Here is a 23,716-nt window from a genome sequence, read left to right on the forward strand (position 1 = left end):
GCCGAAAAGATTACCAGACCTTCCCAGTTGACGCCGTTTGAAGACCTGCCATGACCCCGATCCTGACCCTCGACGCCTCCGCTTCGGCCTCCATCACTCCGGCCGGCGCGTTTCTGAACCGGATCGTCCGGCACGACGTCGCGGTTGATCGGGCCGCGGGGGAGTTCGATCGCTGGTGCACGGACCGGGAGCTGCGAGAGCAGGCTCTGCGTCGCCAGATGCAGGAACTCCGGAGCGCGGTCTCGACCGTCCTGTTCCGGACCGGCAAGCCGAAGTAGGGCGGCCCGGTCCAGGGTGAGCGATCGATGCTCGCTCAGCCTCGATTCGGGAGGCAGCGCAAGTGATTCCTGCTCTAACGATTAAGCGATCGCTCCCGTGTCGAGCCTGGGTGGCCGACCGGAAGCGTCCCCGGAGGAATCCCGGCGATCTCCGGTCGCGAGACAGTTCGTTCTTGAAGTCGTGGCGGCTGGCGGTTACGGTCAAAACTGCGTCAGAAACTCCAGGGATCCTGCTGGTCGATCCTGGAGCGAGGTGTTCCAGCGGACCACGCAGTACCGGGGAGCGCGGGATGGCGAGTGCACGGGCAACAGCTTTGGCCGAAGTGTTGTGGGAGTTGAAGCGAGCGGATCGTTTTGCCACATGCAGCGCAGTGGCCCGTCGCGCGGGATTTGCTCCGGGACCGGATGGGCGAATCGTCCGCAGCAGCCTCGAAGTGGTCCGACAGGAGTGGCCGCATCTTCAATGGTGGCGAGTCCTTCCCGACGACGGCCGGATTGAGCACACCGGCTCGCTGGCGGTCCAGTTGCGGGAATACGGCGTGACCCTCGAAGCCGATCCGAACGGTCCCTACGCGCACGTCATCCTCGACGAGCGGAGCCTGATGGTCTGGTCCAGCGAAGCGGCTGCGGTCGCAGTCGAGACCGCCAAAGTGTGAACGGGACCGGTCAAAGCTGGACGCCTTGAAACCGTCCGTCGCCGGCGATCATGCCGGGGCGGCGATCACCGATCTGGCGAACCGATCGCCTGCAGGTACCGGGACAGTTGAAGCTGAACCTTCTGCAGGCATCGCCAGGCGGCGGGGGCGAGAATCATCTTCTGCTGCGACTTGCTTCCGGTCGCCTCGAGCTCTTCGCCGTGATCGAGCGTGTACAGCACGTGCACCTGCAGATAGTTCAGAAGGTCCGATAGCTGGGCCGCCTGCAGGGTGGTGAGATCGGAAGGGAGTTCCGGCGGCGGGACCGTCGGAGACGTCACGAGCGGATTGACCCGCTTGTCCGTGCTGTCGTCATCGTCGTCGCGCTGGACTGTGGCGCGGCCCGCGCTCTCATCGAGTTCCTCCTCGCTTCCGTAGAGGAGGGTGCAGCGGCCGATGACGATCTGGTCTCCCGGCTGGAGGACCCGGATCTTGATCGGGTGCCCGTTGATCCGCGTGCCGTTCGTGCTGTCGACGTCTGTCAGGATGATCCGGCCGGAGTCCTCCTGGATCCGGGCGTGCAGGCGGCTGACGCGGTCATCGTTGAGGCGGATGTCGCAGTCTTCTTCCCGACCGATCGTGACGGGGGTCTCGAGGTCGGCATAGGTTCGCCCCGCCTCCAGGCCGTCGAGAATCTGAAACGTCACGAAGGCCATCTTGGCGAACCTCAAGGAAGCAGCCGCCCCTCGCCCACCCGCGTCGGCAGCGGACCGCTCACACGATTGTCCCCGGCAGGCCCGCGCCGGCCAAGCGCCTACGAAACGGTGCAGGGAATATTGGGATCATGATAGCGGTCGCGGAGCGCCGTGTAGACCTCGGACAGGAGATCGCGGCGGCTGACCGGTTTTCGCAGCACGCCGTAGGCCTGGGCCGCGCGGGCTTCCTGGGCCAGCCGCTCGGTGAGGTCGGCGGTGATCAGGATGCAGGGGAGCCCTGTCCGGACCTGCTGGATGATCCGCAGGGCATCGAGTCCCGTCAGCAGGTGCATGTGCATGTCGAACAGAGCCAGGTGAATCGGCTCGTGTTCGACGATTTCGAGCGCCCGCTCCGCTGACGGGACCGACAGCGTGAGGAAGTGCGGCTCGAGGATGCTTTCAAGCGTTTCCCGGAAGCCGGCATCGTCGTCGGCGATCAGGACGCGGTACGTTGTGCTGGGCGAGGCCACCACGAGATCCTCTCGTAGCGAGGAAAAGGCAAAATGTTCACTATCGCATAACACATTCTACGCAGACGCGTCAATTGGTATTGATGGATTCCCGGGATTGGCGCGCGTTCGGTGGCGTGGCAACGTCGCTGGTCGAACGGGGTCCAGGGGCACCCTGGTGGGGAGTGCAGAGGGGGAACGCCCCTTTGCCCGCCGGAGGCCTGGCCGTCGAGAGATGTCTGAAAGAGTGGGTGTCCAAGCGCGGACGACGTGTCGTATGCCCCCTCACAACACGCTGGGATTCCAGGGCGACCGGTGAGTTCTCACCGCCGGCATCACAAAGGGGACATCCGTTGTGTTCCACGGTTCCTCAGGGAAGCGCCTCCGGCGGCAAGGGGTTGCCCCCTTGACCCCGGCTGCCGTAGCACGTTGGGTTTGAGCTGTCAGAGCTGTGCCGGCAAGGACGTCATTCGAAAACTCTGACTTCCTCGCGGCACCGCTACTCGACTTCGACGATCGCCTTGATGACCCCTGTCTCCGGCCGCGTGTAGGACTCGAAGTTGTCCACCAGAGCGTCAAAGCTCGTGCGGTGCGTAATCCACGGCGCGGTGTCGATCACACCGGTTTCGATCAGCCGGATGATCCGTGAGAAGTCGCCCGGGAGAGCGTTCCGGCTTCCCTTGAGCGTCAGCTCCCGCGCGTGCATCAGGCGATGCGGGAACTCGAGGCTGTCCGACGTGATACCGACATACACGAGCGTCCCGGTATGAGCGCAGTAGTTGAGGGCGTTCGACATCGAACGGGCATTGCCCGTGGCGTCGGTGACGACCGTGTAGAGCTCGCCGCCGGTGATCTCGCGCATCTGCTCCAGTTCCGAGCCGTCCCCCTTGAAGACGATCGTGTGCGGGACCTGGTACTGCCGCCGGCAGAAGTCGAGACGCGACGGGACCATGTCCATGACGGTGATGACCGCCCCGGTGAGCCGCGCGAACTCGAGCGTCGCCAGCCCGATCGGCCCTGCGCCGATGATCAGGATGTGCTCCGCGGGGCGGGGAGCGCCGCGGTCGTTGGCGTGACACCCGATCGCCAGCGTCTCCACGAGGGCCAGCTGTTCGAACGACAGTCCCCCGGTCGACCGGTGGAGCTTCCGCGCGGGGATGATCCATCGCGACCGCAATCCGCCATCGGTATGGACCCCCAGCACCTGGAGGTTCTGGCAGCAGTTCCCGGACTTGCGGCGGCTGGCGAAGCTCTGCTCGTTGTTGATGTACGGCTCGACGGAGCAGCGGTCTCCCGGGGCCACGTTCTGTACGTCCGGGCCGACCGCCAGGACCTCGACTCCCAGCTCGTGCCCGGGGATTCGCGGGTAGCTGAAGAACGGCATCTTGCCGAGGTAGCCGCTGAGGTCCGTGCCGCAGATCCCCATCCGGCGCGTCGTCACGAGGGCTTCGCCGGGGCCGGGGGCCGAAGGCTCGGGGAGGTCGAGGCGGACGAACTTGCGAGGTTCTTCGAGGCAGAGCGCTTTCATGGCGTAACCGGAGCGTGACCAGGGGCCGAAGGGGAGCGGGGAAAGTCGAATGCGACGAGAGTCTGGCGACTTGCCTTCGCGAACAGAAGCGCTGTCCCTCGGTCATGGAGACTCGCGGTGTTCCGTCGAACGTGGCGAACAGGCGGCTTTCCGCAGACGCATGCTGGCGCCCTGCTGATCGGTGAACGTGGTTCGTGACGCCCGGGGGCCTCCGCACAACGTGCGCGGACGCACCTCATCGGCACGTCCCGCCGACGCCGCTCCGAAGGAGTTTTCTTTCCCTTCACCCTTTCCGGAATTTCTGTTAATGTCGCCGAGTTATGCGTGACCGATGAAACTAAAAAGATCGGTCCAGTTGATGGGTGGCAAGGAGGCCATCGTGAGCATTTCAAAATCGCAGTTGGACGTGCAGATTCGATGGCTCATTCGGCGCGACATGCCCGAGGTCCTGCGGATCGAGCAGTCAAGCTTTGAGTTCCCGTGGACGGATGAGGATTTCCTCTGCTGTCTTCGCCAACGGAACTGCATCGGGATGGTGGCTGAGCACAACCATCAGATCGTGGGCTTCATGATCTATGAACTCCACAAGTCCCGGTTGCATATCCTCAACTTCGCCGTCGCGCCGGAAATGCGCCGGCAGGGGATCGGCCTGCAAATGGTCCTGCGGCTGGTCGACAAGCTGTCGCAGCAGCGGCGGAATGAGATCCTTCTGGAAGTCCGCGAGCGGAATCTGGAAGGCCAGCTCTTCTTCCGCAACCAGGGCTTCCGGGCGATCAGCGTCCTCCGGTCGCACTATGACGACACGGACGAAGACGCCTACATCATGCAGTTCCGTCTCGACGCCGCGGCCGATGCATCGGCCCCGTTCGCGCCGCAGAACCGCATTTCGGAATTCGACGCTGCATAGGCCCCACTCAGTGAGCGGCGCCCCTTGTTGATCGGACGGGCCAGGAAAGGATTCCCGGCGACTCCGGTAGGCTATGGGGGGCGGTGTTCGCACTGGACCTGATCTTGAAGTTCGCGGATCCCAGTCGGGAGCCGCGAACTTTTTTCGTTTCCTGGGGCAGGGGAGTGCCGGTCGAGGCCCGCAGCCGGAGAAGATTTACAATTTCCGGGGAAAAGGGAGGAAAAGACTACAAAACGAGGCCAGAGGGTGATCGCCGCGGCGGAGACAGGTCGATGAATATGGGCGTCAGGGACGCTCGATGGATGGGCGGACCTCAGTCATAACGCAAGATGCAGCAGTGTCTTACGACCTGCCTTTTTCAGCGCCAGGACGGTTGCGAGGACTCGTGACCATGCGCACTCTCAATCATCTCATGGACCAGCTCATCTCCTCCGCCGTCGGTCCCCGCAAGGCCCCGTTGATGACCGAATTCGGCATCCGTTATGCTGCCGAGACCGTCGGCGGCGGCCAGAGGGGCGAGTCGCACAACTCGCAAGGGGGCGAGAGCTTGAGCAATGGAGAGACTTCACCGGCTCGCCAGCCGTCCGCCGCGGAGGGCGGTCGTGACGGAAACGGTACGGACGGAACGGTGACGCCGGCTCGTGCAGAACGCCTGCGTCGGATCCGTGCCCAGATCGAAGCCGGTGTCTATGATACCCCTGAGAAGTTCGAGGCGGCGATCGACCGCCTGTACGAAGTTCTCCAGAACGATCTGGAGCCGCGGTAGGAACACGCGGCGATGATATCGCAGCAGCGGTGACGGCCTCAGCGGAACTCGAGGCGCCCGCAGGCCGGATGGTGCCCCCGTGGAAGCGACGTTGCCCGAACCTGACCTGTCTCCCGAGCTCGATTCTTCGATCTCCCCGGTCGAAAAGTACCGCGAGTTCCTGGCGACCAAGGGGCTGCGGCTGACGCGGGAGCGGAGCATCATCGTCGAAGAGGTCTTCGCCTCACACGATCACTTCGACGCGGAGCAGCTCGTTCAGCGGCTCGCCCAGCGGACCGACGGCCGGCGCGTCAGCCGATCGACGGTGTATCGCTCGCTGATCCTCCTCGAAGAGGCGGGAATGCTCCGCAAGGTCGCCCGCCAGGACGACCGCGATGTCTACGAGCACGAGTACGGCTATCCGCAGCACGACCACCTGATCTGTAAGAAGTGCGGCACGCTGTTCGAGTTCCACAACGAGGGAATCAGCGAACTGCTGGAGGAGATCGCCCGCCAGCACGGGTTCCGGATGGAAGGGCATCGCCTCGAAGTGAGCGGACTTTGCACGGCATGCAGCCGGCCCCCCGCCACGCGTCCGAAGAAGTTGAATCTGCTCTGAGCGGTTTCCCCTCGGGGCGGCGAGGTCGACGAGGGGAGCGGAACCGGGGCGTCGTTCTGGCCGGTTCTTGAACCCTTCCGGCCTAGATGCGTTTTCTTTGCACGGTTATACTCCCAAAGTTCCCATATCTCCGAGGGTTGCGCGACCGCGTCGCGGCCGCAGTATGGGAGCCTTCGTTCCGAACGGATTCGCGGAGAAATTCCGCCAAGTGAAGAGTCGACGTACCAGCTCGCTGCTCGGCGTTCAGATCGTTTCTACCGGCTCGTATGTGCCGGAAGGGATCGTCACGAATGCTGATCTCAATGTGAAATACGGCTTCGATGCCGAGTGGATCGAGCAGCGGACCGGCATCCTGGAACGCCGCCACGCTCCGCCCGGGATGGCCACCTCCCACATGTCGGTTGAGGCGGCCAAGAAGGCGATCGCGTCCGCGGGAGTGAGTCCCTCGGACATCGACCTGCTCGTTGTCGGGACCTTTACGCCGGACTACCTCTGTCCTTCGGCCGCAAATCTCATTCAGGATCAGCTGGGGCTGGATTGTCCCGCGTTCGACGTGGCGGCCGCCTGTTCCGGCTTCATGTACGCGCTCGTCACTGCCTGTCAGTACGTCTCGACCGGGAACGCCAAGCTGGCGCTCGTGGTCGGGGCCGACACGAACAGCCGGATCGTCAATCCCAAGGATTACCGCTCGTACCCCCTCTTCGGCGACGGAGCCGGGGCGGTTCTGGTGACGCGGGGCGGTCCGCATCAGGGGCTGATCTGCTACCAGATGGGCTCGGATGGCTCCGGCGCGGCGCTGCTCGATCGGCCGATGGGAGGGGCCATGAATCCCTTCAGTCCCGTCGGTCTGGAGCAGGGCGAGCACTACCTGCGAATGGATGGCCGGAGCGTCTTCAAGTGGGCGGTCCGGACGGTCGTCGATTCGATCGAACTTGTGCTCGACCAGAGCGGACTCTCGGTGCATGACGTGGAGCTGTACCTGCTCCACCAGGCCAATATGCGGATCATCGAGGCGGCCCGGGAGCAGCTCGGGATCTCGTCCGACCGGTTCTTCAACAACCTGCAGCGCTACGGCAACACCTCCGCCGGATCGATCCCCCTCGTTCTCGACGAGGCGATGCAGGCCGGACGCCTCCGCCGCGGCGACTCGGTTCTGATGTGCGGTTTCGGGGCGGGGCTCACCTGGGGAACAGGCGTCTACCGCTGGTAGACTGCGTCGCCGGGCGAAATCCGGTCGAGTCAGCTTGCTGGCGGCCGATGCCCCGGGACGCGACAGCCGTTCCTGATCTTTTGGACGTTTTCTCCCTCCGCGGCCCGATTGCGTCCCCTGCGGGGTCTCTGTAAACTCCTCCCCCTTCCGTTGTTCGATTGTCAGTGGATTGCAGGTGTTCCGATGATTTTCCGCCCGCGTACGAAGGCCAAGAAGGCCCTCAAGCAGAAGCGCTGCACGAAGTGCGGCCGCCTGGTCCAGTGGCGCGCCCGCTGCAAGACGTGCCATAAGGCCCAGTAGTTTCGGGCGAGTGGCCGGGCGCGATCGACCAGGGGACCAGAGGCGAGGCAGGACGATGGGAGCGGAAGCTCGGATCAAAGAACTCGGACTCGCTCTCCCCACGCCTCCCAAGCCCGCGTTCGTCTACAAGTCCGCGGTGCAGGTCGGAAACCTGCTCTACGTCTCTGGCCACGGCCCGTGGCAGGGGGACGGCTACATCGCGGGAAAAGTCGGAGTCGACGTCTCCGCGGAACAGGCCAAGGAGGCGGCCCGTGTGACGGGCCTTGCCATTCTGGCCACTCTCCGCCGGGAGCTCGGCTCGCTGGACCGCGTCGTGCGGACGATCAAGACGCTCGGGATGGTCAACGCCATTCCTGAGTTCACTGAGCACCCCGCGGTCATCAACGGCTTCAGCGAACTGCTCCGGGAAGTCTTTGGCGACGCCGGAGTCGGGGCGCGAAGCGCCGTGGGAATGGGCTCTCTCCCGGGGAACATCCCGGTCGAGATCGAAGTCATCTTCGAAGTCATCTGAATGTCGTCGGGCGCAGACCAGGGCTCGGTCTGTTGGCGAAATCTTTCGTGCGAAAGCGGCGGCGTCCCGCATGAAGCCGCCTTTTTTCCGGGCAGGAGACCGCTCAGCCGCGCTCATCCGTTTCGCCCTTGGTGGCTTCCGTCCCGCCGCCGGTGCTGAACTCCACCTGGATGAGCGGGTCGAGCGTTCCGGTCTTCTCGAAGTTGCCGATCACCGTTTCGTACAGCGTGTGGTGCCCCAGAACGGAGCGTCCCACGTAGGCCCGCGTCTGCGTGTGATAGGCGACGACTTGGGATTCGCCGACCCGCAGCCGGTATCCAGTCGCTTCCCACGGCTCCATGACTCGTCCGTTCTCGGCGACCGTCAGCCGGTTCCAGTCGACTCCCGCTTCGTGCTGCTCGGCATCCCACTCGTAGATCACGGGGAGGTAGAGCCCTCCCCGGCCCCGGGCGGCGACATGCAGTTGCCCATCCTGAATGCTGAATCGACCGGTCGTCGGGGTGGCCTTTTCCTGGGGGAGGTAGACCGGGCAGACCCGCAGGCGGGTGTCCTGCTGGAAGAGGGCCCACTCCCTCGTCGCCCCGTCGCTGGCAACGGTCCAGCCTTCACTCAGTGGGAGCGATGCGGAGTATTCGATCTCGGTATCGAAGGCTCGGACTTCGTCGGCCAGGAGCAGCCAGGGACGCCGCTTGGCGATCATGACGTGCCGATGCAGCGAGACGCCGGGGCGGACCAGGGCCTGGAGCTCGGCGAAATCGGCTTCGCTGTCGGAGTACCAGCAGCTGCACGTCCATTCCGCGGGACTGCGGAGCCACTCCGTGCCGAGCCGGATCCGGGCCTCCCAGGCGCCGTCAAACAGCGGCCGTCCGTCGATTCCCAGCGTCAGGCCGGGAGCCGGTCGATGAAACGCGACGACCGCGTGGGACGAGAAAGTCTCCCGCTGCGCGGCGAGCGAAGCGGAGTGGGCCCATTCGGAATGTGAGGACCGCAGCCGCCGGAGGGCCCGGGCGGTCGTCTTGGAGGGGGAGGGGAGGCGCTCGCTCTCGCCGGCCGTCTCCAGCCAGCGGAGGACCGTCCGTGTGTCGGTGGAGCGGGACAGGTCCAGCAGTCGCGACGCGGTCCGGAGCAGGCCGACCGTTTCCTTCGAATCGTTGCCGGGGAGTTGCCCCGCGTCGTTGAGGAGTCCGGTCGTCCGGACCACGAGCTGGGAGATGCGGTTCCGGGTCTGCTGCGAGAGGACCGCCGATTCGCGGAGGTGATCGAGGACCAGGCACCGCACGAGCGAGGCGAGGATCGCCGGCAGCTCGTGGAAGACTTGGGCATGAGGGGCGCCGGTTTCGTCCGTCAGGCGGTCCAGTTGACCGGCCAGTTGCTCGTCGAACGACGCCGAAAACGCGGACGCCCCTGCGATCGGCCAGTGCGTCGTGGCGAACCACCACGGCAACTCAACCCGCGAGAGGAACTCACCCAGCGAGGCAATCGCCTCGTCGGAAGCGGATGACTCGATCAGCGGCAGCCCCTCTTCACCGGTCCGGCCCCACAGGGGGAGGACGATGCGGCTGGGGAGGCTGGAGCCGAACGCCACAAGGGCGACGAACGACATGAACAGACCGGCGGGTTCGAACGCCTCCGGAGAGGCGGCCCATTCCCGGACGAGCCGGGCCGTTTCGCTCCGCTGCTGCCGGTGGGGCAGGGCGGCCGCCTCGGTCAGTGACGCCAGGAAGGCCGCCGCCGGGCCGTTGGTCTCACCTTCGAGGACCTCGACCGCGGGGCGGGCGAGCGTGAGCAGCCCCGAGGAGCCCGCCTTGCGGAGCGGCTTGGGGAGACGAGAGGAGTAGGGGGCCCGTGCCACGAGCGCGTGAACAAAATCGCGAGGAACCTGTTCCTGCGCGGCCGCCTTGAGGGCTCCCCGCACGGCCGGATCCAGCCGGAGATCCCGCAGCCAGTTGTGATCCGCGTCAAAGCGGGGCGGTGTCAGATGGGGAGCGACGGTGGAGTCTTGCATGCCGGGTTCGGGGGAAAGGTGTTCGCCGTGAGAGTATCCGATGGGGAACCGGATTCAACATCCGGTGTCTCGTCCAGGAACGGAATGGATTCCGGCGGTTCCGAGTCGTCCGTGCGATCGGTCCCCGGCCGACCGGAAGGTTGCTGCGGTGTCGAGCCGCTCCTATAGTCCGCCCTTCCCGGGCCCGCCCGTTGCCGGGGATGTGTGGAGCAATGAAGGCGTAGCTCAGTCGGTAGAGCAACGGACTTTTAATCCGTAGGTCCTGGGTTCGAGTCCCAGCGCCTTCATTTTCTTTTTTGGCCTCCGCCGGTGTCGCTGGGAGCGTGCCGATTTCTCGCCGGTGCCCGCGGCGGCCTCCGTATCGACTGGGGCCGTAAGGCGTTAGCTGTGGAGTCGAAACGCAAGAAAAACGGGATACCGGGCCGAAAAGTTCTCCAGCCTTCTTGAGGCGCGGCCGATGCATTCCAATGCATGTTGGACTGAGAATGCATTGATGGCCCAGTGGACCGGCGGCAGTTTCGTGGCAGATTCCGGCCACATCCGCTTGTCGTCCGTCCGAATCGACTGATCGACTGCCTCGCGCCACCCGGTAACGCCGGTGTGTCATGTGCAGCCTCCTTCGGCCTGCGCTTCTCGCCTCGCTTTTACCGGCCGACCGGTGGTCGCGCGGCTGTTGCAGGAGACGCCGCGCCTTGCGCACAGCGGTTGATTCGTCTTGGCCCCCGCCTTCTCTCTCCGGCGCCTGCGATCGAGCCTTTTGACGACCCGCCACCGCCCCCTTCGACGCGCGGCTGGGGGGGAAACGGTTCACCGCAATCGGGGACCGTGACGTCCAGTCGGTTGCCTTGAGGAGATGGTTTCAGTATTGCCAGCGTCTGGGCCGTTTCCATTCCGTCGGTCCGGGCGGTGTGAACGAGCCCGGCTTCTCCTCGATCGCGACCGATCGCAATGGAAGAGGCGAACCGCACGCGGTCGTTGATGAACCTGGACCGATCGGCGTCAAGGAGTTGCAGCGTGAAGTCGAGCGATCCGCTCCATCCACCTCAGATCTTCCTCATCGACCAGGATGACTCCCGGCGGACGCAGATGGCCCGCATCCTCTTCCGCGGGTTTCCGGGAGGAGCGCTGCGCGAGTTTTCCGGCCTGCCGGAACTGGCGAACGTGGAGGCGGGAACGTCGGCACTGCTCGTTGCGGCCGATGCCTGTTTCGCCTCGATCGGGACTGCGGACGAATTTACGGCTCGCTGGCGGGAAAGCCCGCTGATTCTCATCTCCACGGGGGCCGAGGGCTCGCCCGAGCGGGAACGCCTCTCGTCATGGCGATCGGATGTCGTGCGCGTTCCCGTCGCCGACGTCGCGTTCCTGCCGCGAATGGTCCACCGCGGGCTGAACGGGATGGTCTCGGCCTCATTGGTTCCGGAGAGGCCGCTGGCCCGTCTTTCCGGACAGGCGCTCGGGGGGATTGCCGACGCCGCCGATCTGCTCCTGTTCGTCCACGGCGGGGACGGAACGATTGTCGACGTGGAATGCGGCCTGGCGCTGCCGATCGCCTCGAGCGTGGAACGGCTCGTCGGTGCGACTCTCGCCGACATTCTCCCACCGGCCTCGGCCTCCGCCGTCTCCGCGGCGATCGAGGCGGTCCTGCGGGACGCGACCCCTCGCACAATCGACTATCCGGTCACGATTCTCGGTTCGCAGACCCACTTCCAGGGGCGGCTTGTCCGGCAATCCGCTACGCATGTCCTGGCGGTTCTGCGGGACATCACGCTGAAGGTCCAGGCCGCGCAGGCGATCGCCCTGTTGTCGCGGCGGGAACACCAGGTCCTCACGCGAATCATCCTGGGGGAGACCAACAAGGAGATCGCCGCGCACCTGGGGATCGGCGTCAAGACGATCGAGACGCACCGCGCCGGCCTGATGAAGAAGCTGAAGGCCCGTACGGTGGCGGACCTCGTGCGGATCGCATTTCGTGCCGAGGTTCCCGCGGAGCCGTAAGCCACGGCGATGGGGCCGGCGAAGCGAACGCCTCGACAGTTCCAGGCCGCAACGGGCTGCCGTCGCGGCAATCGCCAGAGGCTGAGGAAGCGTGCCAACCTGGCAGCTTTCTCTCGCCTCGTTTTTGTTCGTCTTTCGGAAGTTTCTTCTCCGCAAGATGTTGCGTAGCTCCGATTGTTGGGCGGCACATCCTTTGCTTCCGTCTAAGTCCTGATGAGTGTCGGGATCCCCTGACATTCGTGGCGGACACGGCCACGGTGCTGCGGAGCTGGACGAATGCGATTGTTTCGGTGGGGGAATGCGCTCGAGGCGTTTCGCGATCTGCAACAGGAGATGGATCGTCTCCTGGAGAGCGTGAATCTGGCCTCCGACGGTCTGCGATACGGGCAGCCGTACCCCCCCACGAACATCTATGACGCCGGTTCCGCGTTTCTCATCACGGTCGAGCTCCCTGGGCTGAACGCGTCGGACGTTGAAATCAGCCTCGCCAACGGCGTCCTGACAATGAAGGGGGAGCGGGGAGCCAACGAAGGTGTTCCCGGCGATCAATATCGCCGCTGCGAGCGCCCGCGGGGGAGCTGGGAGCGACAGTTCGCGTTGCCGGAACGGGTCGAGGAAGAGGGGATCCGGGCGGATCTGCGGAACGGGATTCTGGTGCTGAAGCTCCCGAAGAGTCCTTCGACGCAGCCGCGGCAGATCCCGGTCAACGGCGGAGCGGCGACGGTGGCGGGAGTATCAGGAGGAGAGGGGCAGGGCGATGTCTGAGAACATTCCATCCATGGGAGGGGCCGAGCCGGTCGATCCGCGGACCGCTCAGCGGTGGGTGCGGACTCCCCCGATCGACATCTTTGAGACCTCCGAGGGGCTCGTGCTCCGCGCGGACCTGCCCGGAGTGGCTCCGGAGTCGCTGGAACTGCAGGTGCAGGACAACCGGCTGAGTCTCTTCGGGCGCGTTCACGCGCCGCTGGAGGCCGATGCCCAGATCCTGCATCAGGAGTATCGCGTCGGGGATTTCGTCCGTTCGTTCATTCTGAGCGACGATGTCGACCACGATCGGATTCGGGCCAAGCTGGCCGATGGTGTTCTGGAGCTGACGCTTCCGCGGGCCCGCAAGGCGGAGCCGAGGAAGATCGTCGTCCAGGGGGGCGAGCCCTCTTAGGATCACGCCCGCCGGAGACGCTTCTTTGGAGGAACGGTCCGGACTTCACGAGTGTTCGATGCCGCTGACCTGTTACCTCGGAATGCCGATTGCGGTCTGGAGATTGCGATCCTCGTGGAACCGATCGGTGTCGCGGTAGAATCCGCAGAGGGTCCCAGCCTCCATGGAGCTCTCTCAACATGAATGTCCTCATCTCCGGCGCGAGTGGTCTGATCGGTGGTCATCTCGTCCCTCGGCTGGAGAGGGCGGGGCATCATGTGTTCCGGCTGGTGCGGCGGAAGCCGTCGTCGCCGATGGAGCGGCAGTGGAATCCCGATGAGCGGGTCGATCCGATCGTGCTGGACCGGATCGATTCGGTGATTCACCTGGCTGGCGAGAACATCGGCGAGGGCCGCTGGACCGAAGAGAAGAAGCGCCGGATTCGTGAGTCGCGGGTTCAAGGGACGCGGCGGCTGGCCGAGGCGATTGCTGAAGCCCCCGCGCCGCCGAAGAGTCTGGTCTGCGCCTCGGCCATCGGGTTCTACGGCGATCGGGGGGATGCGACGCTCGACGAAGGGAGTTCGGCGGGGGCGGGTTTCCTGCCCGAGGTTTGTCGCGAGTGGGAGGCGGCCGCCGATCCGGCCCGCAGTCGCGGCGTCCGTGTGACTCATGTGCGGCTGGGGGTTGTCCTGAGCTCCGAAGGGGGAGCCCTGGCGAAGATGCTTCTGCCGTTCAAGATGGGGGTCGGGGGCGTCATTGGCAGCGGGAAGCAGTACTGGAGCTGCATCAGCGTCGATGAGGCAGCGGCGGTGTTTCAGTACGTGGCGGAGAACGATGCAGTCAGCGGGCCGGTCAATGCCGTCTGTCCGGAGCCGGTGACCAACCACGATTTCACCAAGACACTGGGCCGGATTCTGGGGCGGCCGACGGTCTTTCCGCTCCCGGCGTTCATGGCGCGGCTGGCGCTGGGGCAGATGGCGGACGATCTGATTCTTTCGAGTGCCCGCGTCGTTCCGGCGAAGCTGACTGCGGTCGGTTATCCGTTTGCCCATCCCAATCTGGAGTCGTCGCTCCGGGCGGCGCTGGAGGGGCATCGATAGGTCTACGGGCATCGGCCGAACCGGGTCCAGGGGCACCCTGGTGGGGGATGCAAGGGGGCAAGGCCCTCTTGCCCGCCGGAGGCCTGGCCGTCGAGAGATGTCTGAAGGTGTTTGTATCCAAGCGCGGACAACGTGCCGGATGCCCCCTCACCAATCCGCGGGGATTGCGAAGCCAGCGGTGTGGCGTAGAGCAGTCCTCAACGCCGGTACCACAAGGGGAACATCCGTTGTGTCACACGGTTCCGCGACGAAAATGCCTCCGGCGGCAAGGGGGCGTGGCCCCCTTGACCCCAGGCTGCCGTGGCACGTTGGGTTTGAGCTATGGACGCCGTGCCGGCAAGGACGCGGTTCGAGCCAGCGGGATAAGCGCCTGCGGTTCTCCCGGCCCCGCGGACACTTTAGCGCCGCGGCCGGGAGCGATATGATCCGGAATTCCCCACATTCCACCGCACCGCTTCCTCGTCGAGGCCGTGCGGCGGTTTCTTTTATTGACCCGGCCTGTCGATGTCTTCAACTCCCGTCGCTGCGGAAACCCAGGAAGAGCGGATTCTGGTTCTGGACTTCGGTTCACAAACCGCCCAGCTCATCGCCCGCCGCGTTCGCGACCAGAACGTCTTCTGCCAGCTCGTCCGACACGACCTCTCGGCAGAACGGATCAAGGCCCTGAACCCCAAGGGGCTGATCCTCTCGGGAGGCCCCGCCAGCGTCTACGCCCCCGGCGCCCCCCAGCCCGATCCGGCGATCTTCGACCTCGGCATCCCCATCCTCGGCATCTGCTACGGGATGCAGGCGACCTGCCGCGTCCTCGGCTGCAACGTCGTTCCGGGCGAATCGCGGGAGTTCGGCCACACCCACACGCACAAGGTGACGGACGACCCCCTCTACGACAGCGTCCCCACCGACTCCGTTGTCTGGATGAGCCACGGCGACCAGGTCCAGAACCTGACCGACCACTTCGTCCCGCTGGCGTCGAGCGACACCTGCGCCAACGCGGCGGTCCGCCACCACACCAAGACGATCTACGGACTCCAGTTCCACCCCGAGGTGACGCACTCCGCGTTCGGCGGCGTGCTGCTGGGGAACTTCGTCCGCAAGATCTGCGGCTGCCGCGGAACGTGGAAGATCTCCTCATTCATCGACCAGCAGGTCGCCACGATCCGGGAACGGGTCGGGAACAAGCGGGTGATCTGCGGTCTCTCGGGCGGGGTCGATTCCTCCGTCGTAGCCGCGCTGCTGTTCAAGGCCATCGGAAAACAGCTCTCCTGCATCTTCGTCGACAATGGACTCCTCCGGAAAGGAGAACGGGAACAGGTCCGCGAGCAGTTCAGCGAGCATTTTCAGACAGACCTGCACGTCGTCGACGCCCGGGAGCAGTTCCTCGGCGAACTCGCGAACGTCTCCGATCCGCAGCAGAAGCGGAAGATCATCGGCCGGGTCTTCATCGACATCTTCAAACAGGAGGCGAAGTCGATTCCCGATGCCCACTTCCTGGCGCAGGGGACGCTGTACCCGGACGTGATCGAGTCGGGAGCGAACCCGGACGGCCCGGCCCACACGATCAAAAGCCACCACAACGTCGGCGGCCTGCCGGCGGAACTCGGCTTCGAGCTGATCGAGCCGCTGCGGGACCTGTTCAAGGACGAAGTCCGGCGGATGGGGCTGGAGCTTGAGCTTCCCGAAGACCTGATCTGGCGGCATCCGTTCCCCGGTCCGGGGCTCGCCGTCCGCTGCCTGGGAGCGGTCTCCGAGAGCCGGCTGGATACGCTCCGCGAGGCGGACGCGATCCTGATCGAAGAGCTCCACAAGGCCGGAGTCTACCGCGACGTCCAGCAGGCGTTCGCGGTCCTGCTGCCGATCCAGTCGGTCGGCGTCATGGGGGACGCCCGGACCTACGAAGACGCCCTCGCAATCCGTGCCGTCGACACGGACAACTTCATGACGGCCGACTGGTCCCGGCTGCCTTACGACCTGCTGCAGCGGATCTCGACCCGGATCATCAACAGCGTCCGCGGAGTGAACCGCGTCGTCTACGACATCAGCTCCAAGCCGCCGGCGACGATCGAATGGGAATGAGTTCGCCGCATTTTGCTCGACCTGCCGCCTCCGCTCCCGGAGAATGGCAGGCGGCTGCGGGGCTGTGAAAACTCTGACCGGGAGGCTCTCATGAAGTCGCTGACCGAGTATCTGACGTTCACGATTCGCGAGCGGGTGGGCTTCGTCAACATCACCGGCCAGGTGGAAGAGGTGGTGCGGCGAAGCGGAGTGAAAGAGGGGCTGGTGCTGGCGAACGCCATGCACATCACGGCGTCGGTCTTCATCAACGACGACGAGAGCGGCCTCCAGGATGACTACCGCGCCTGGCTCGAACAGCTCGCTCCCTTTGATGCCTCACCCGAGCGGTACCACCACAACCGGACCGGCGAGGACAACGCCGACGCCCACATGAAGCGGCAGATCATGGGGCGAGAAGTCGTGGTCGCCGTGACGAACGGGCTCCTCGACCTCGGTCCGTGGGAGCAGATCTTCTACGGCGAGTTCGACGGCCGCCGGCCGAAGCGGGTGCTGATCAAGGTGATTGGGGAATAGGGGCTGCTGCGAAATGAGGACGGACGTGATCGACAGCTCGTTTCGGTCACTCTGCGGACGGCCCTGTTGGGGTGTTCGGTATGACCGGCAGCTGAACCTGTCGCTTAACTTCGGCAAGCCGTCTCTCGATGTTCGCGAGCCGTATGATTCCGCGTCCCCGTCGGACTTGATCCGCCAACGGGCTTCACAGCGGGATATCACCGTTCGTGGGCAATGGTGGCTATGGATTTACTGTTGTTTCTGGCGGCTAACCTCGGGCGATCTGGATCTGGCGACCGGTTCTTCCTCACTCCGGCGAATTGAGCGGGCGACTCAACAGCTGGATGGACAAAAGCTTGTGTCCGTGGCTGTCCTGCCGTCGACAGGGGCAACACGATTTGAGTTCGATCTCGGCTGTGTTCTGCACTGCCGTCGCTTTGAACAGAACTCGGCCGACGAACTGTGGACACTCTACAAGCCGCGTGGATACGTGTTGTCGATCTGTGGCAACGGGACTTTCAGTCATCAACGTGATACCGAGGTCAAGAATTGCTTTCGACCGATCGAGGACGGGGTTCGGTCTGAGAGCTGATAGGGGATCGGGATCGGATTCCACCAACGAAGCATCGCCGCAACCATCCGGTGTGACGGAGCCGGTTGCTCGGCGTGCTCTGGTTGAAAGTGGCGGGGCCGCGTAGCATGGGGCGTTGGATTGGCACTCCGTGTGAGGAGTGGCAGGAGGCTTCCCATCTCGGGGATAGGACTATGCGCTGGAATCTGCTGAGCGCGCTTGCGATCGTTCTGATCGGGACGGTCTTCGCGTCTCTGGTTTCAGGTCAGGAAACACCCCCCGCACCGGCTGGGCCGACGCTCGATCAGTTACAGCTGCAGGTCAAGAAGGACTTCGATCGCTTCGAGAAGTCGCTGTTCAATGTGGCCGAAGGGCTGCGGAAGACGGAGCCCGATCGGGCGGAACTGCTCTATCGGGCGCGGACCCAGAGCGAGACCCAGCGGCTGGCGGACGAGATGGCCGCCATCGCCGACCTGCTGGAAAAGAAAGCACGCAAGCCGGGGGAAGAGGCTTCGTCTCTCTACGGCCGGGCTGGCGAACGGCAGGAAGAACTTCTGGCCCGCCTGGAGCAGTTGCTCAAGATCCTCCAGAGCGAGAACGAGCGGGAGCGGATCAACAAGGAGATCGCCCGGATCCAGGATCTCCTCAAGGATACGAACCGGATCATCGGCAAACAGAAGGACGTGCGGGCCGATACCGGCCGCGGCGGAAAGCCAGGCCAGAATCTCGAAGAGGCTCAGGAGTCGGTCGAGAAGGACGCGCGGAAGCTCGCCGATAAGATTGACCGGCACGATGCCGAGCAGACCGGAAAGCCGTCGCCGTCGGGGAAGCCGATGGACGGCAAGAGCCCTCCGGAGAGCAAGCCCGGCGAAGCCAAGCCGGGTGAGTCGAAACCGGGGGAATCCAAACCGGGTGAATCGAAGCCCGGAGACCAGAAACCGGGCGAGGAGAAGAAAACCGGCGAGCCGAAGCCGAACGAACAGAAGCCGGGCGATCCCAAGCCCGGCGACATGCCGCCCATGCCCGGATCGCCGATGGATGGCAAACCGTCCGACGGCAAGCCGATGCCCGGCAGCCCCTCCCAGCCGGGACGGCCGATGCCGATGGGGGAATCGAAGCCGGGGGATTCCGACCCCAAGGCCCCGCAGCAGGGGGAGCCGTCCGGTCCCCAGGAGCCGCAGCGGACCCAGGGACGCGAGGAACTGGAGAAGGCCCGCCGGGAGATGCAGAACGCCATCGAGGAGCTTAAGAAAAAGAAGCTCAATGAGGCGTCGAAAGACCAGGACGACGCGATCGCCCAGCTCGAGCAGATGAAGGCCCGGCTCGAGGAGATCCTGCGGCAGCTCCGCCAGGAGGAGAAGGACATTTATCTGGCGATGCTGGAGACGCGGCTGCAGAAGATGCTCCGCGCTCAGCTCAAGATCAACACGGAGACGACCCGCCTGGAGTCGGTCGACAAGGCGGCCCGCGGCTCCCAGACGACCGCCCTCTCGCGAGATGAGGCGGGGAACGCCATCGAGGCGGACAAGACCCTGAACCTGCTCAAGGAGGAGGGTTCGTCGGTTGCCTTTCCGGAGGCGGTCGAGCAGATGCGGGACAACATGCGGCTTGTGACCGGCCGGCTGGAGAAGGCCGACACGGGGGAGACGACGCAGCTCATCGAGCAGATGATCGTCGAAGGTCTCGAGGAGATGCTGCTCGCCATCCAGAAGGAAATGGAAAAGTCCCGGCAGGAGAAGAACAAACCCAAGCAGGGGCAGCAGGGGGGGGAGCCGCAGGACCCCTCCCTCGTCGAGACCATTCAGGAACTCAAGATGATCCGGTCGCTGCAGAATCAGGTGAACCGCCTGACGCGGCAGGTCGGCATCCAGGTCGACGGAGAGCAGGCGACCGAGCCGGACACGATCAAATTGATCGACGACCTCGCCCGCCGCCAGCGCCGGATCCAGGAGGCGACGTATGATCTTTCGACGGGGAAAAACAAGTAGACTTCGTCCGGTCTCCGGATACCGTTGAGGAGTCCGTCGCGTGCGGGAACTGGCAGGGAGGGGGAGCGGGAGGCAAAAACCTCGCGGTCCCCTTCAGACGGACTGATCGGGGCAGGATGGATCTGCCGAAGAGACAATTTGGGAGAACGCGATGCGCGTCGCCGCGACAATGGTGCTGAGCCTCGTTTTGGGCTCCACGGCTCTGGCCGCGGAGGTGTTCGCTCCCCAGACCACGGATCAGGCCAAGGCGGCGACCCGGCAGTGGCTCGCCACGCGGCAGATTTCCGATTCCGCCCTCCTGGGCCAGCTCGACACGCTGTGGCAGTTCCCGAGCGCCGAGCCGACGCCGGCTGAGCGGTTCGACGCCGTGATGCAGACCTTCTACTCCGTCGACCCGGATGTCCGGCAGCTCGTCGACGCCTGCCGGGGGCTCGCTCCCCGGTTCTGGATGAACGACTTCGCGGCGATCGCCTCGCACCGCAACGACCCGTTCTATTCGCAGAACGTGCGCTACTTCTATGCCCGCTACCTCACGGTCCTGACGCTGTACGAGGAAGCGCTCGACCTGTTCAACGAGATTGAGCCGGAGCAGGTGGTCGATCCGGCGGGATGCCTGTTCTTCAAGGCGGTCTGCGAGCATAGCCTCCTGCAGAAAGACGAGGGGCTCAAGACGATCGCCCTCCTGACCGGAAGCACGCAGGACGTCCCCGCCCGCTACACCCAGGTTGCGGAGCTGATGAAGTTGGACTTGGAAGGGCTCAAAGAAAAGTCGCTCTCGGAAGTCGCCCGCCAGATGGACGACGTCGAGCGGCGGCTGGCCCTTGGCCGGGCGGGGGAGAAGGTGCAGCGCGTCGAGGAGAAGATCATTTCGACGCTCGACGAGATCATCAAGAAGCTGGAAGAGCAGCAGGGTGGGGGCGGAGGAGGCGCGGGGAACGCCGGAAATGCCGCTCCCAGCAACCCGGCGGACGAATCGTACGTGGGCGGGATCAAGGGGCCCGGCGAAGTCGATCCGAAGAAGGCGGGCCACAAGGACAACTGGGGCAATCTGCCCCCCAAGGCCCAGGCGACGGCCAAGAACATGCTCGACCGCCAGTTCCCGCCGCACTACCGGCAGGCGGTCGAGGAGTATCTCAAGAAGCTGGCGGACCGTCAGGCACCGTCGCGGTAACAGCTTTGGTCTCGCACGCTGCTCAGCGCTACGTCAGGCGGACGGTAGAGGGGGACTCGCGTCTCCGATCGGCTGCTCGAAGAAGTCTTCGCCCGCTGCCCGGGGCGACCACTCGGCGCTGCTTCGGGGCTGGGTTGCGATTCCGGCCAGTCGGAGAAAGTTCGCCAGCAGGGCGTGGCCGTGCTCCGTCAGGATCGCCTCCGGGTGGAACTGCACGCCGTAGAGGGGCCATTCCCGGTGAGCGAGTCCCATGATGAGTCCGGACTCGGTCCGGGCCGTGACGGTCAGCTCCGGCGGCAGGTTCTGGTCGGAGACGATCAAGGAGTGATATCGGGTGGCGCGGAAGGGACTCGGCAGACCGGCAAAGACGTCAACCCCCTCGTGGCTGACGAGCGACGTCCGGCCGTGCCGCGGTTCCGGACTGCGGGTCACCTCGCCCCCCAGGGCCTGGCCGATCGCCTGATGGCCGAGGCAGACCCCCAGAATCGGGATACGGCCGCCGAGCCGGCGAACGACGTCCAGCGTGATCCCGGCCTCGTCCGGCGTGCAGGGGCCGGGCGAGAGAATGATGGCCCGCGGCGGTTGCCGCTCGATCTCCTCCACGCTCGTTGCGTCGTTACGAACGACCGAGGTTTCGGTCCCCAGCTCCTCCAGGTACCGGGCGAGGTTGAAGACGAAGCTGTCGTAGTTGTCGAGCAGAAGGACCATGGATCGTCCGGACCGGGCTGTCATCGCGCGACGGGCAACAGGATGAACGCATCGAGGCTCGTCGCCCTCATTATTCGTACGTGAGCTGTGCGGAGAACGTCCCATCCCGATCGGCCGTCGTGCGGAGCCAGTACGCCTCGAAGCCGGCCGGGAACTCGTGCGTCACGGTTTCCCCGGCCTGGACCGCCAGCTCGCGATAAGTTCGCCACGTCCCGCTGCCGGTGATGTCGAGTTCGACCCGCATCCGAACGGGATCCCGGGAGGAGTTGGTGAGCGTGAGCGTCTTCCGGTCGTAGCCGGTCATGAGGTAGGGATCGGAGGGAGCGTCCTTGGCGACCGCTGTCTCCATCCACGGCCCGCCGTAGCCGCGGGGCTTCCCCATCCGCCAGACGTCGTCGATCGCTCCGACCCACAAAGCGCAGCGGCGATCGGCCGACCGGACGATGTGGGGGTTCCCCTCCGGGAGGTCCGGCGAGAGGCCGGTCATCACGAACAGGCCCCGGTAGGAGCAGAAGTCGTGAATTCGATAGCCGTGCGTCGCGACCGGCCGGACCTTGGCGAAGCCCCCCGCGTTCTCGGCCGGCAGCTCGTAGAACGTGCCGTGAGCGCTGAACAGGTCCCGCTCAGTGGCGACTTCCCGGGCAACCCGCTGCGGGCCGATCCACGAGACCCCGTCGAATCCCTTCTGGCTCCGCGGCAGCCGCCAGCGATGGCCCCCGTCGTCGACAAAGATTACGGAAGCGCTGTCTGCGGTCAGCACTTGGTCCGGGATCGCCGCCTTCTCGGCCGTGTAGGCGAGGGTGGCGGGGTCGTTGACCGGCGACAGTGTCAGCGATTCGTCCAGCTCGTAGTATTCGGACGGCGCGACCGACTCACCGTCGACCAGTTTCCGGACGACGCTCAGCGTCCGCTTGTTCTTGTCCCGGGCGCGGACCAGCCCGCCGAGTGACGCGGAATCCGCGGCTTCGGTCAGACCGGCAAAGATCGGATTGGACGCGGTAGTCCGCGGATCCGGCTCCGAGAAATGGAACGTGGCGGTTACCTTCTTCAGCGGCCCCCGGCTCGACAGCCGGAGCCACTCGCCCGATTCCGTGATCTCCTCCCAGCGATGCTCGCCTGGGGCGAGCGTCCAGCGCTTCCAGGCGGTCCAGTTCCCGGTACCGTCGCGGTCCATCTCGGCCTCGATCGTGGCCGGCTCCGTCCCCTGGTGGCCGATCGAGAGGTGCCGCCGAGGATACCCGGCGATGAGGTACGGCTCGGTGACAGCTCCCGCGGCAACGTCTTCCTCCAGCCAGAGCGCCCCGCGGCCGAGGACCGGGCCGAAGTCGTCGAGCTGCTTCGATTCGAGAAACCAGAGGTTTGACTGCGACTGCGGGCCGGGGATCTCTCCCTTGGCCTTCCGCTTGTTGAGGAACTCGTTGTGGGCCGTGTCGTCGCAACCCAGGACGATCCGGTCCTGCCAGCGGCAGAAGTCTCCGACGACCTTAAGGTAGGTGGATCGCGGGGCGATCCCCTTGGCATTGGCCGGCGTGAAGTTGCGAGGGAACCGCCAGAACGCGCCGTGCATCGTCATGAGAAGATCGTCCTCGCCGACCTCCCGGATGCGGGGCCACTCCGTGTTCCAGCCGTGGGCACCGTCGTAGCTGTGACTCGCTTTGGGGAGCCGGTAGGAGTGCCACTTGCCCCCGTGCAGGACCATCAGGATCAGCGAGCGGTGGTCCCAGCCGACGCTCCAGATCGGATCGTCCGGGCGTTCGTTCCCGATGATTCCGCCGGGGCCGGTCACCTCGGTAAACTGATTGCGGCGGACGACATGCCAGTCCTCCCCCGGTCCGGTCCATTCGGCCAGGACGCCGGATTCGATGTCCGGCCGTTGACGGGCCAGGGGGCTGTTCTCGCCGTTGTTCGCGTAGATCAGCCGCCCCTGTCCACTGTAGAGCCCCTTGCCGTGGTATCCCGGCAGCAGGCTCCCGCCATGGTCCTTCTGGCGGTTGCCGTCCTCATAGAGCTGCGTCACCGCGAGCGTGCGGACGTCGACCTCGTAGAACCCCTCCTCCATCGTCGCGTAGTAGATCTTGTCCGCCGGCGCCATGAGGTGCCGCGCGTTGCCGGTCAGCCGCCCGAACATCTCCTTGGGGGGAATGACCCGCACCTGCCGCTGCGCGTCGATGACGTAGGGGCCAATGAAGAGCTGCTGCGACTCCCGGTGGATCATCCGGTTGGCGGGCGTTCCGCCGACGCTCTCCGGCCGGACCGTCTGCCGCAGCTCCGGGGTGATCTCGTAGAGCTTGTCCGACGAGCCGTTCGGAAGATGCGGTCCGTAGGTGATGACCCACAACCGGTCGGCCCAGGGGACCACGGCGCCGGTCCCGCATTCCCCCTCGTTGTTGAACATCGCCAGGTGCGGATAGATCCCGCTCACCTGCGGCCGGGGTGGATTCGCAGGGGGATCGGCGGCACGGAGCGGGCGGCCCCCGGCGAACAGGGCGAGAGCGAGGAGGAGAGCGCGAGCACGCATGGAACAGGACTCGTCGGAGA

21 protein-coding genes and 1 tRNA gene are annotated in these 23,716 nt (G+C 65.2%); 16 read left to right on the plus strand and 6 right to left on the minus strand.

From position 1 onward, the window contains the following. The first annotated feature begins 50 nt into the window (after positions 1-50). Positions 51-278, plus strand: a complete 228-nt coding sequence (locus VT03_RS27250; RefSeq protein WP_075095925.1) for a hypothetical protein — start codon at positions 51-53, stop codon at positions 276-278. Positions 279-649: 371 nt separating this feature from the next. Continuing rightward, the gene (locus VT03_RS27255) at positions 650-934 is read left to right on the plus strand and encodes a hypothetical protein (protein WP_075095926.1); all 285 of its coding nucleotides are present in this window, start codon (positions 650-652) and stop codon (positions 932-934) included. A 65-nt stretch (positions 935-999) separates the two neighbouring features. Here the strand turns inward: VT03_RS27255 and VT03_RS27260 are convergent, their stop codons facing one another. The 3 genes from VT03_RS27260 to VT03_RS27270 form a co-directional block, all read right to left on the minus strand. Continuing rightward, positions 1,000-1,620 carry an FHA domain-containing protein gene (locus VT03_RS27260; RefSeq protein ID WP_197489096.1) on the minus strand — a complete coding sequence of 207 codons (621 nt, stop codon included), beginning with the start codon at positions 1,618-1,620 and terminating at the stop codon, positions 1,000-1,002. 107 nt (positions 1,621-1,727) lie between these two features. After that, positions 1,728-2,138 (minus strand): response regulator, encoded by a 411-nt coding sequence (locus VT03_RS27265; RefSeq protein WP_075097325.1) that lies wholly within the window; start codon positions 2,136-2,138, stop codon positions 1,728-1,730. Between the two features lie 478 nt (positions 2,139-2,616). Next, on the minus strand, positions 2,617-3,645 hold the full coding sequence (locus tag VT03_RS27270) for a zinc-binding alcohol dehydrogenase family protein (protein WP_075095928.1): 1,029 nt from the start codon (positions 3,643-3,645) through the stop codon (positions 2,617-2,619). Between the two features lie 436 nt (positions 3,646-4,081). Between VT03_RS27270 and rimI the strand changes: the two genes are divergently transcribed. The 5 genes from rimI (at position 4,082) to VT03_RS27295 (ending at position 7,937) form a co-directional block, all read left to right on the plus strand. Continuing rightward, positions 4,082-4,552 carry a ribosomal protein S18-alanine N-acetyltransferase gene (gene rimI, locus VT03_RS27275; protein WP_410000426.1) on the plus strand — a complete coding sequence of 157 codons (471 nt, stop codon included), beginning with the start codon at positions 4,082-4,084 and terminating at the stop codon, positions 4,550-4,552. 391 nt (positions 4,553-4,943) lie between these two features. Further along, the gene (locus VT03_RS27280) at positions 4,944-5,318 is read left to right on the plus strand and encodes a hypothetical protein (RefSeq protein ID WP_075095930.1); all 375 of its coding nucleotides are present in this window, start codon (positions 4,944-4,946) and stop codon (positions 5,316-5,318) included. 91 nt (positions 5,319-5,409) lie between these two features. Further along, the gene (locus VT03_RS27285) at positions 5,410-5,916 is read left to right on the plus strand and encodes a Fur family transcriptional regulator (protein ID WP_075097326.1); all 507 of its coding nucleotides are present in this window, start codon (positions 5,410-5,412) and stop codon (positions 5,914-5,916) included. A gap of 208 nt (positions 5,917-6,124) precedes the next feature. Beyond that, on the plus strand, positions 6,125-7,126 hold the full coding sequence (locus tag VT03_RS27290; RefSeq protein WP_231870534.1) for a 3-oxoacyl-ACP synthase III family protein: 1,002 nt from the start codon (positions 6,125-6,127) through the stop codon (positions 7,124-7,126). Between the two features lie 355 nt (positions 7,127-7,481). Next, positions 7,482-7,937: a RidA family protein gene (locus VT03_RS27295; RefSeq protein ID WP_075095932.1), complete on the plus strand. Its 456-nt coding sequence runs from the start codon at positions 7,482-7,484 to the stop codon at positions 7,935-7,937. Between the two features lie 103 nt (positions 7,938-8,040). On the opposite strand, the gene VT03_RS27300 is transcribed toward VT03_RS27295, so the two are convergent. Continuing rightward, on the minus strand, positions 8,041-9,942 hold the full coding sequence (locus VT03_RS27300; protein WP_075095933.1) for a hypothetical protein: 1,902 nt from the start codon (positions 9,940-9,942) through the stop codon (positions 8,041-8,043). Positions 9,943-10,156: 214 nt separating this feature from the next. On the opposite strand from VT03_RS27300, the gene VT03_RS27305 reads away from it, so the two are divergent. The 9 genes from VT03_RS27305 (at position 10,157) to VT03_RS27345 (ending at position 20,470) form a co-directional block, all read left to right on the plus strand. Beyond that, a tRNA-Lys gene (locus VT03_RS27305) sits at positions 10,157-10,229 on the plus strand. 727 nt (positions 10,230-10,956) lie between these two features. Next, on the plus strand, positions 10,957-11,937 hold the full coding sequence (locus tag VT03_RS27310) for a LuxR C-terminal-related transcriptional regulator (protein ID WP_197489097.1): 981 nt from the start codon (positions 10,957-10,959) through the stop codon (positions 11,935-11,937). Positions 11,938-12,213: 276 nt separating this feature from the next. Further along, positions 12,214-12,702 (plus strand): Hsp20/alpha crystallin family protein, encoded by a 489-nt coding sequence (locus VT03_RS27315; protein WP_075095935.1) that lies wholly within the window; start codon positions 12,214-12,216, stop codon positions 12,700-12,702. Next, positions 12,695-13,096, plus strand: coding sequence for an Hsp20/alpha crystallin family protein (locus VT03_RS27320; RefSeq protein WP_075095936.1), 402 nt, complete (start codon positions 12,695-12,697; stop codon positions 13,094-13,096). Before VT03_RS27315 ends, VT03_RS27320 begins: the two co-directional genes overlap by 8 nt. Positions 13,097-13,275: 179 nt before the next feature. Then, positions 13,276-14,175 (plus strand): TIGR01777 family oxidoreductase, encoded by a 900-nt coding sequence (locus VT03_RS27325; protein WP_075095937.1) that lies wholly within the window; start codon positions 13,276-13,278, stop codon positions 14,173-14,175. 504 nt (positions 14,176-14,679) lie between these two features. Further along, the gene (guaA, locus tag VT03_RS27330; RefSeq protein ID WP_075095938.1) at positions 14,680-16,248 is read left to right on the plus strand and encodes a glutamine-hydrolyzing GMP synthase; all 1,569 of its coding nucleotides are present in this window, start codon (positions 14,680-14,682) and stop codon (positions 16,246-16,248) included. Between the two features lie 90 nt (positions 16,249-16,338). Then, positions 16,339-16,761 (plus strand): secondary thiamine-phosphate synthase enzyme YjbQ, encoded by a 423-nt coding sequence (locus VT03_RS27335; protein ID WP_075095939.1) that lies wholly within the window; start codon positions 16,339-16,341, stop codon positions 16,759-16,761. A 744-nt stretch (positions 16,762-17,505) separates the two neighbouring features. Then, entirely contained in the window at positions 17,506-19,299 is a 1,794-nt protein-coding gene (locus VT03_RS27340; protein WP_075095940.1) for a hypothetical protein, read from the plus strand. Positions 19,300-19,450: 151 nt separating this feature from the next. After that, positions 19,451-20,470 (plus strand): hypothetical protein, encoded by a 1,020-nt coding sequence (locus tag VT03_RS27345; RefSeq protein WP_075095941.1) that lies wholly within the window; start codon positions 19,451-19,453, stop codon positions 20,468-20,470. Positions 20,471-20,503: 33 nt separating this feature from the next. Here the strand turns inward: VT03_RS27345 and VT03_RS27350 are convergent, their stop codons facing one another. Together VT03_RS27350 and VT03_RS27355 are read right to left on the minus strand one after the other, a co-directional pair. Beyond that, positions 20,504-21,178 (minus strand): anthranilate synthase component II, encoded by a 675-nt coding sequence (locus VT03_RS27350; RefSeq protein ID WP_082846572.1) that lies wholly within the window; start codon positions 21,176-21,178, stop codon positions 20,504-20,506. Positions 21,179-21,248: 70 nt separating this feature from the next. After that, positions 21,249-23,696: a hypothetical protein gene (locus VT03_RS27355; RefSeq protein WP_075095943.1), complete on the minus strand. Its 2,448-nt coding sequence runs from the start codon at positions 23,694-23,696 to the stop codon at positions 21,249-21,251. Positions 23,697-23,716: the final 20 nt, after the last annotated feature.

Origin of the sequence: Planctomyces sp. SH-PL14 (assembly GCF_001610835.1) — a bacterium.
Taxonomy (GTDB): Bacteria; Planctomycetota; Planctomycetia; order Planctomycetales; family Planctomycetaceae; genus Planctomyces_A.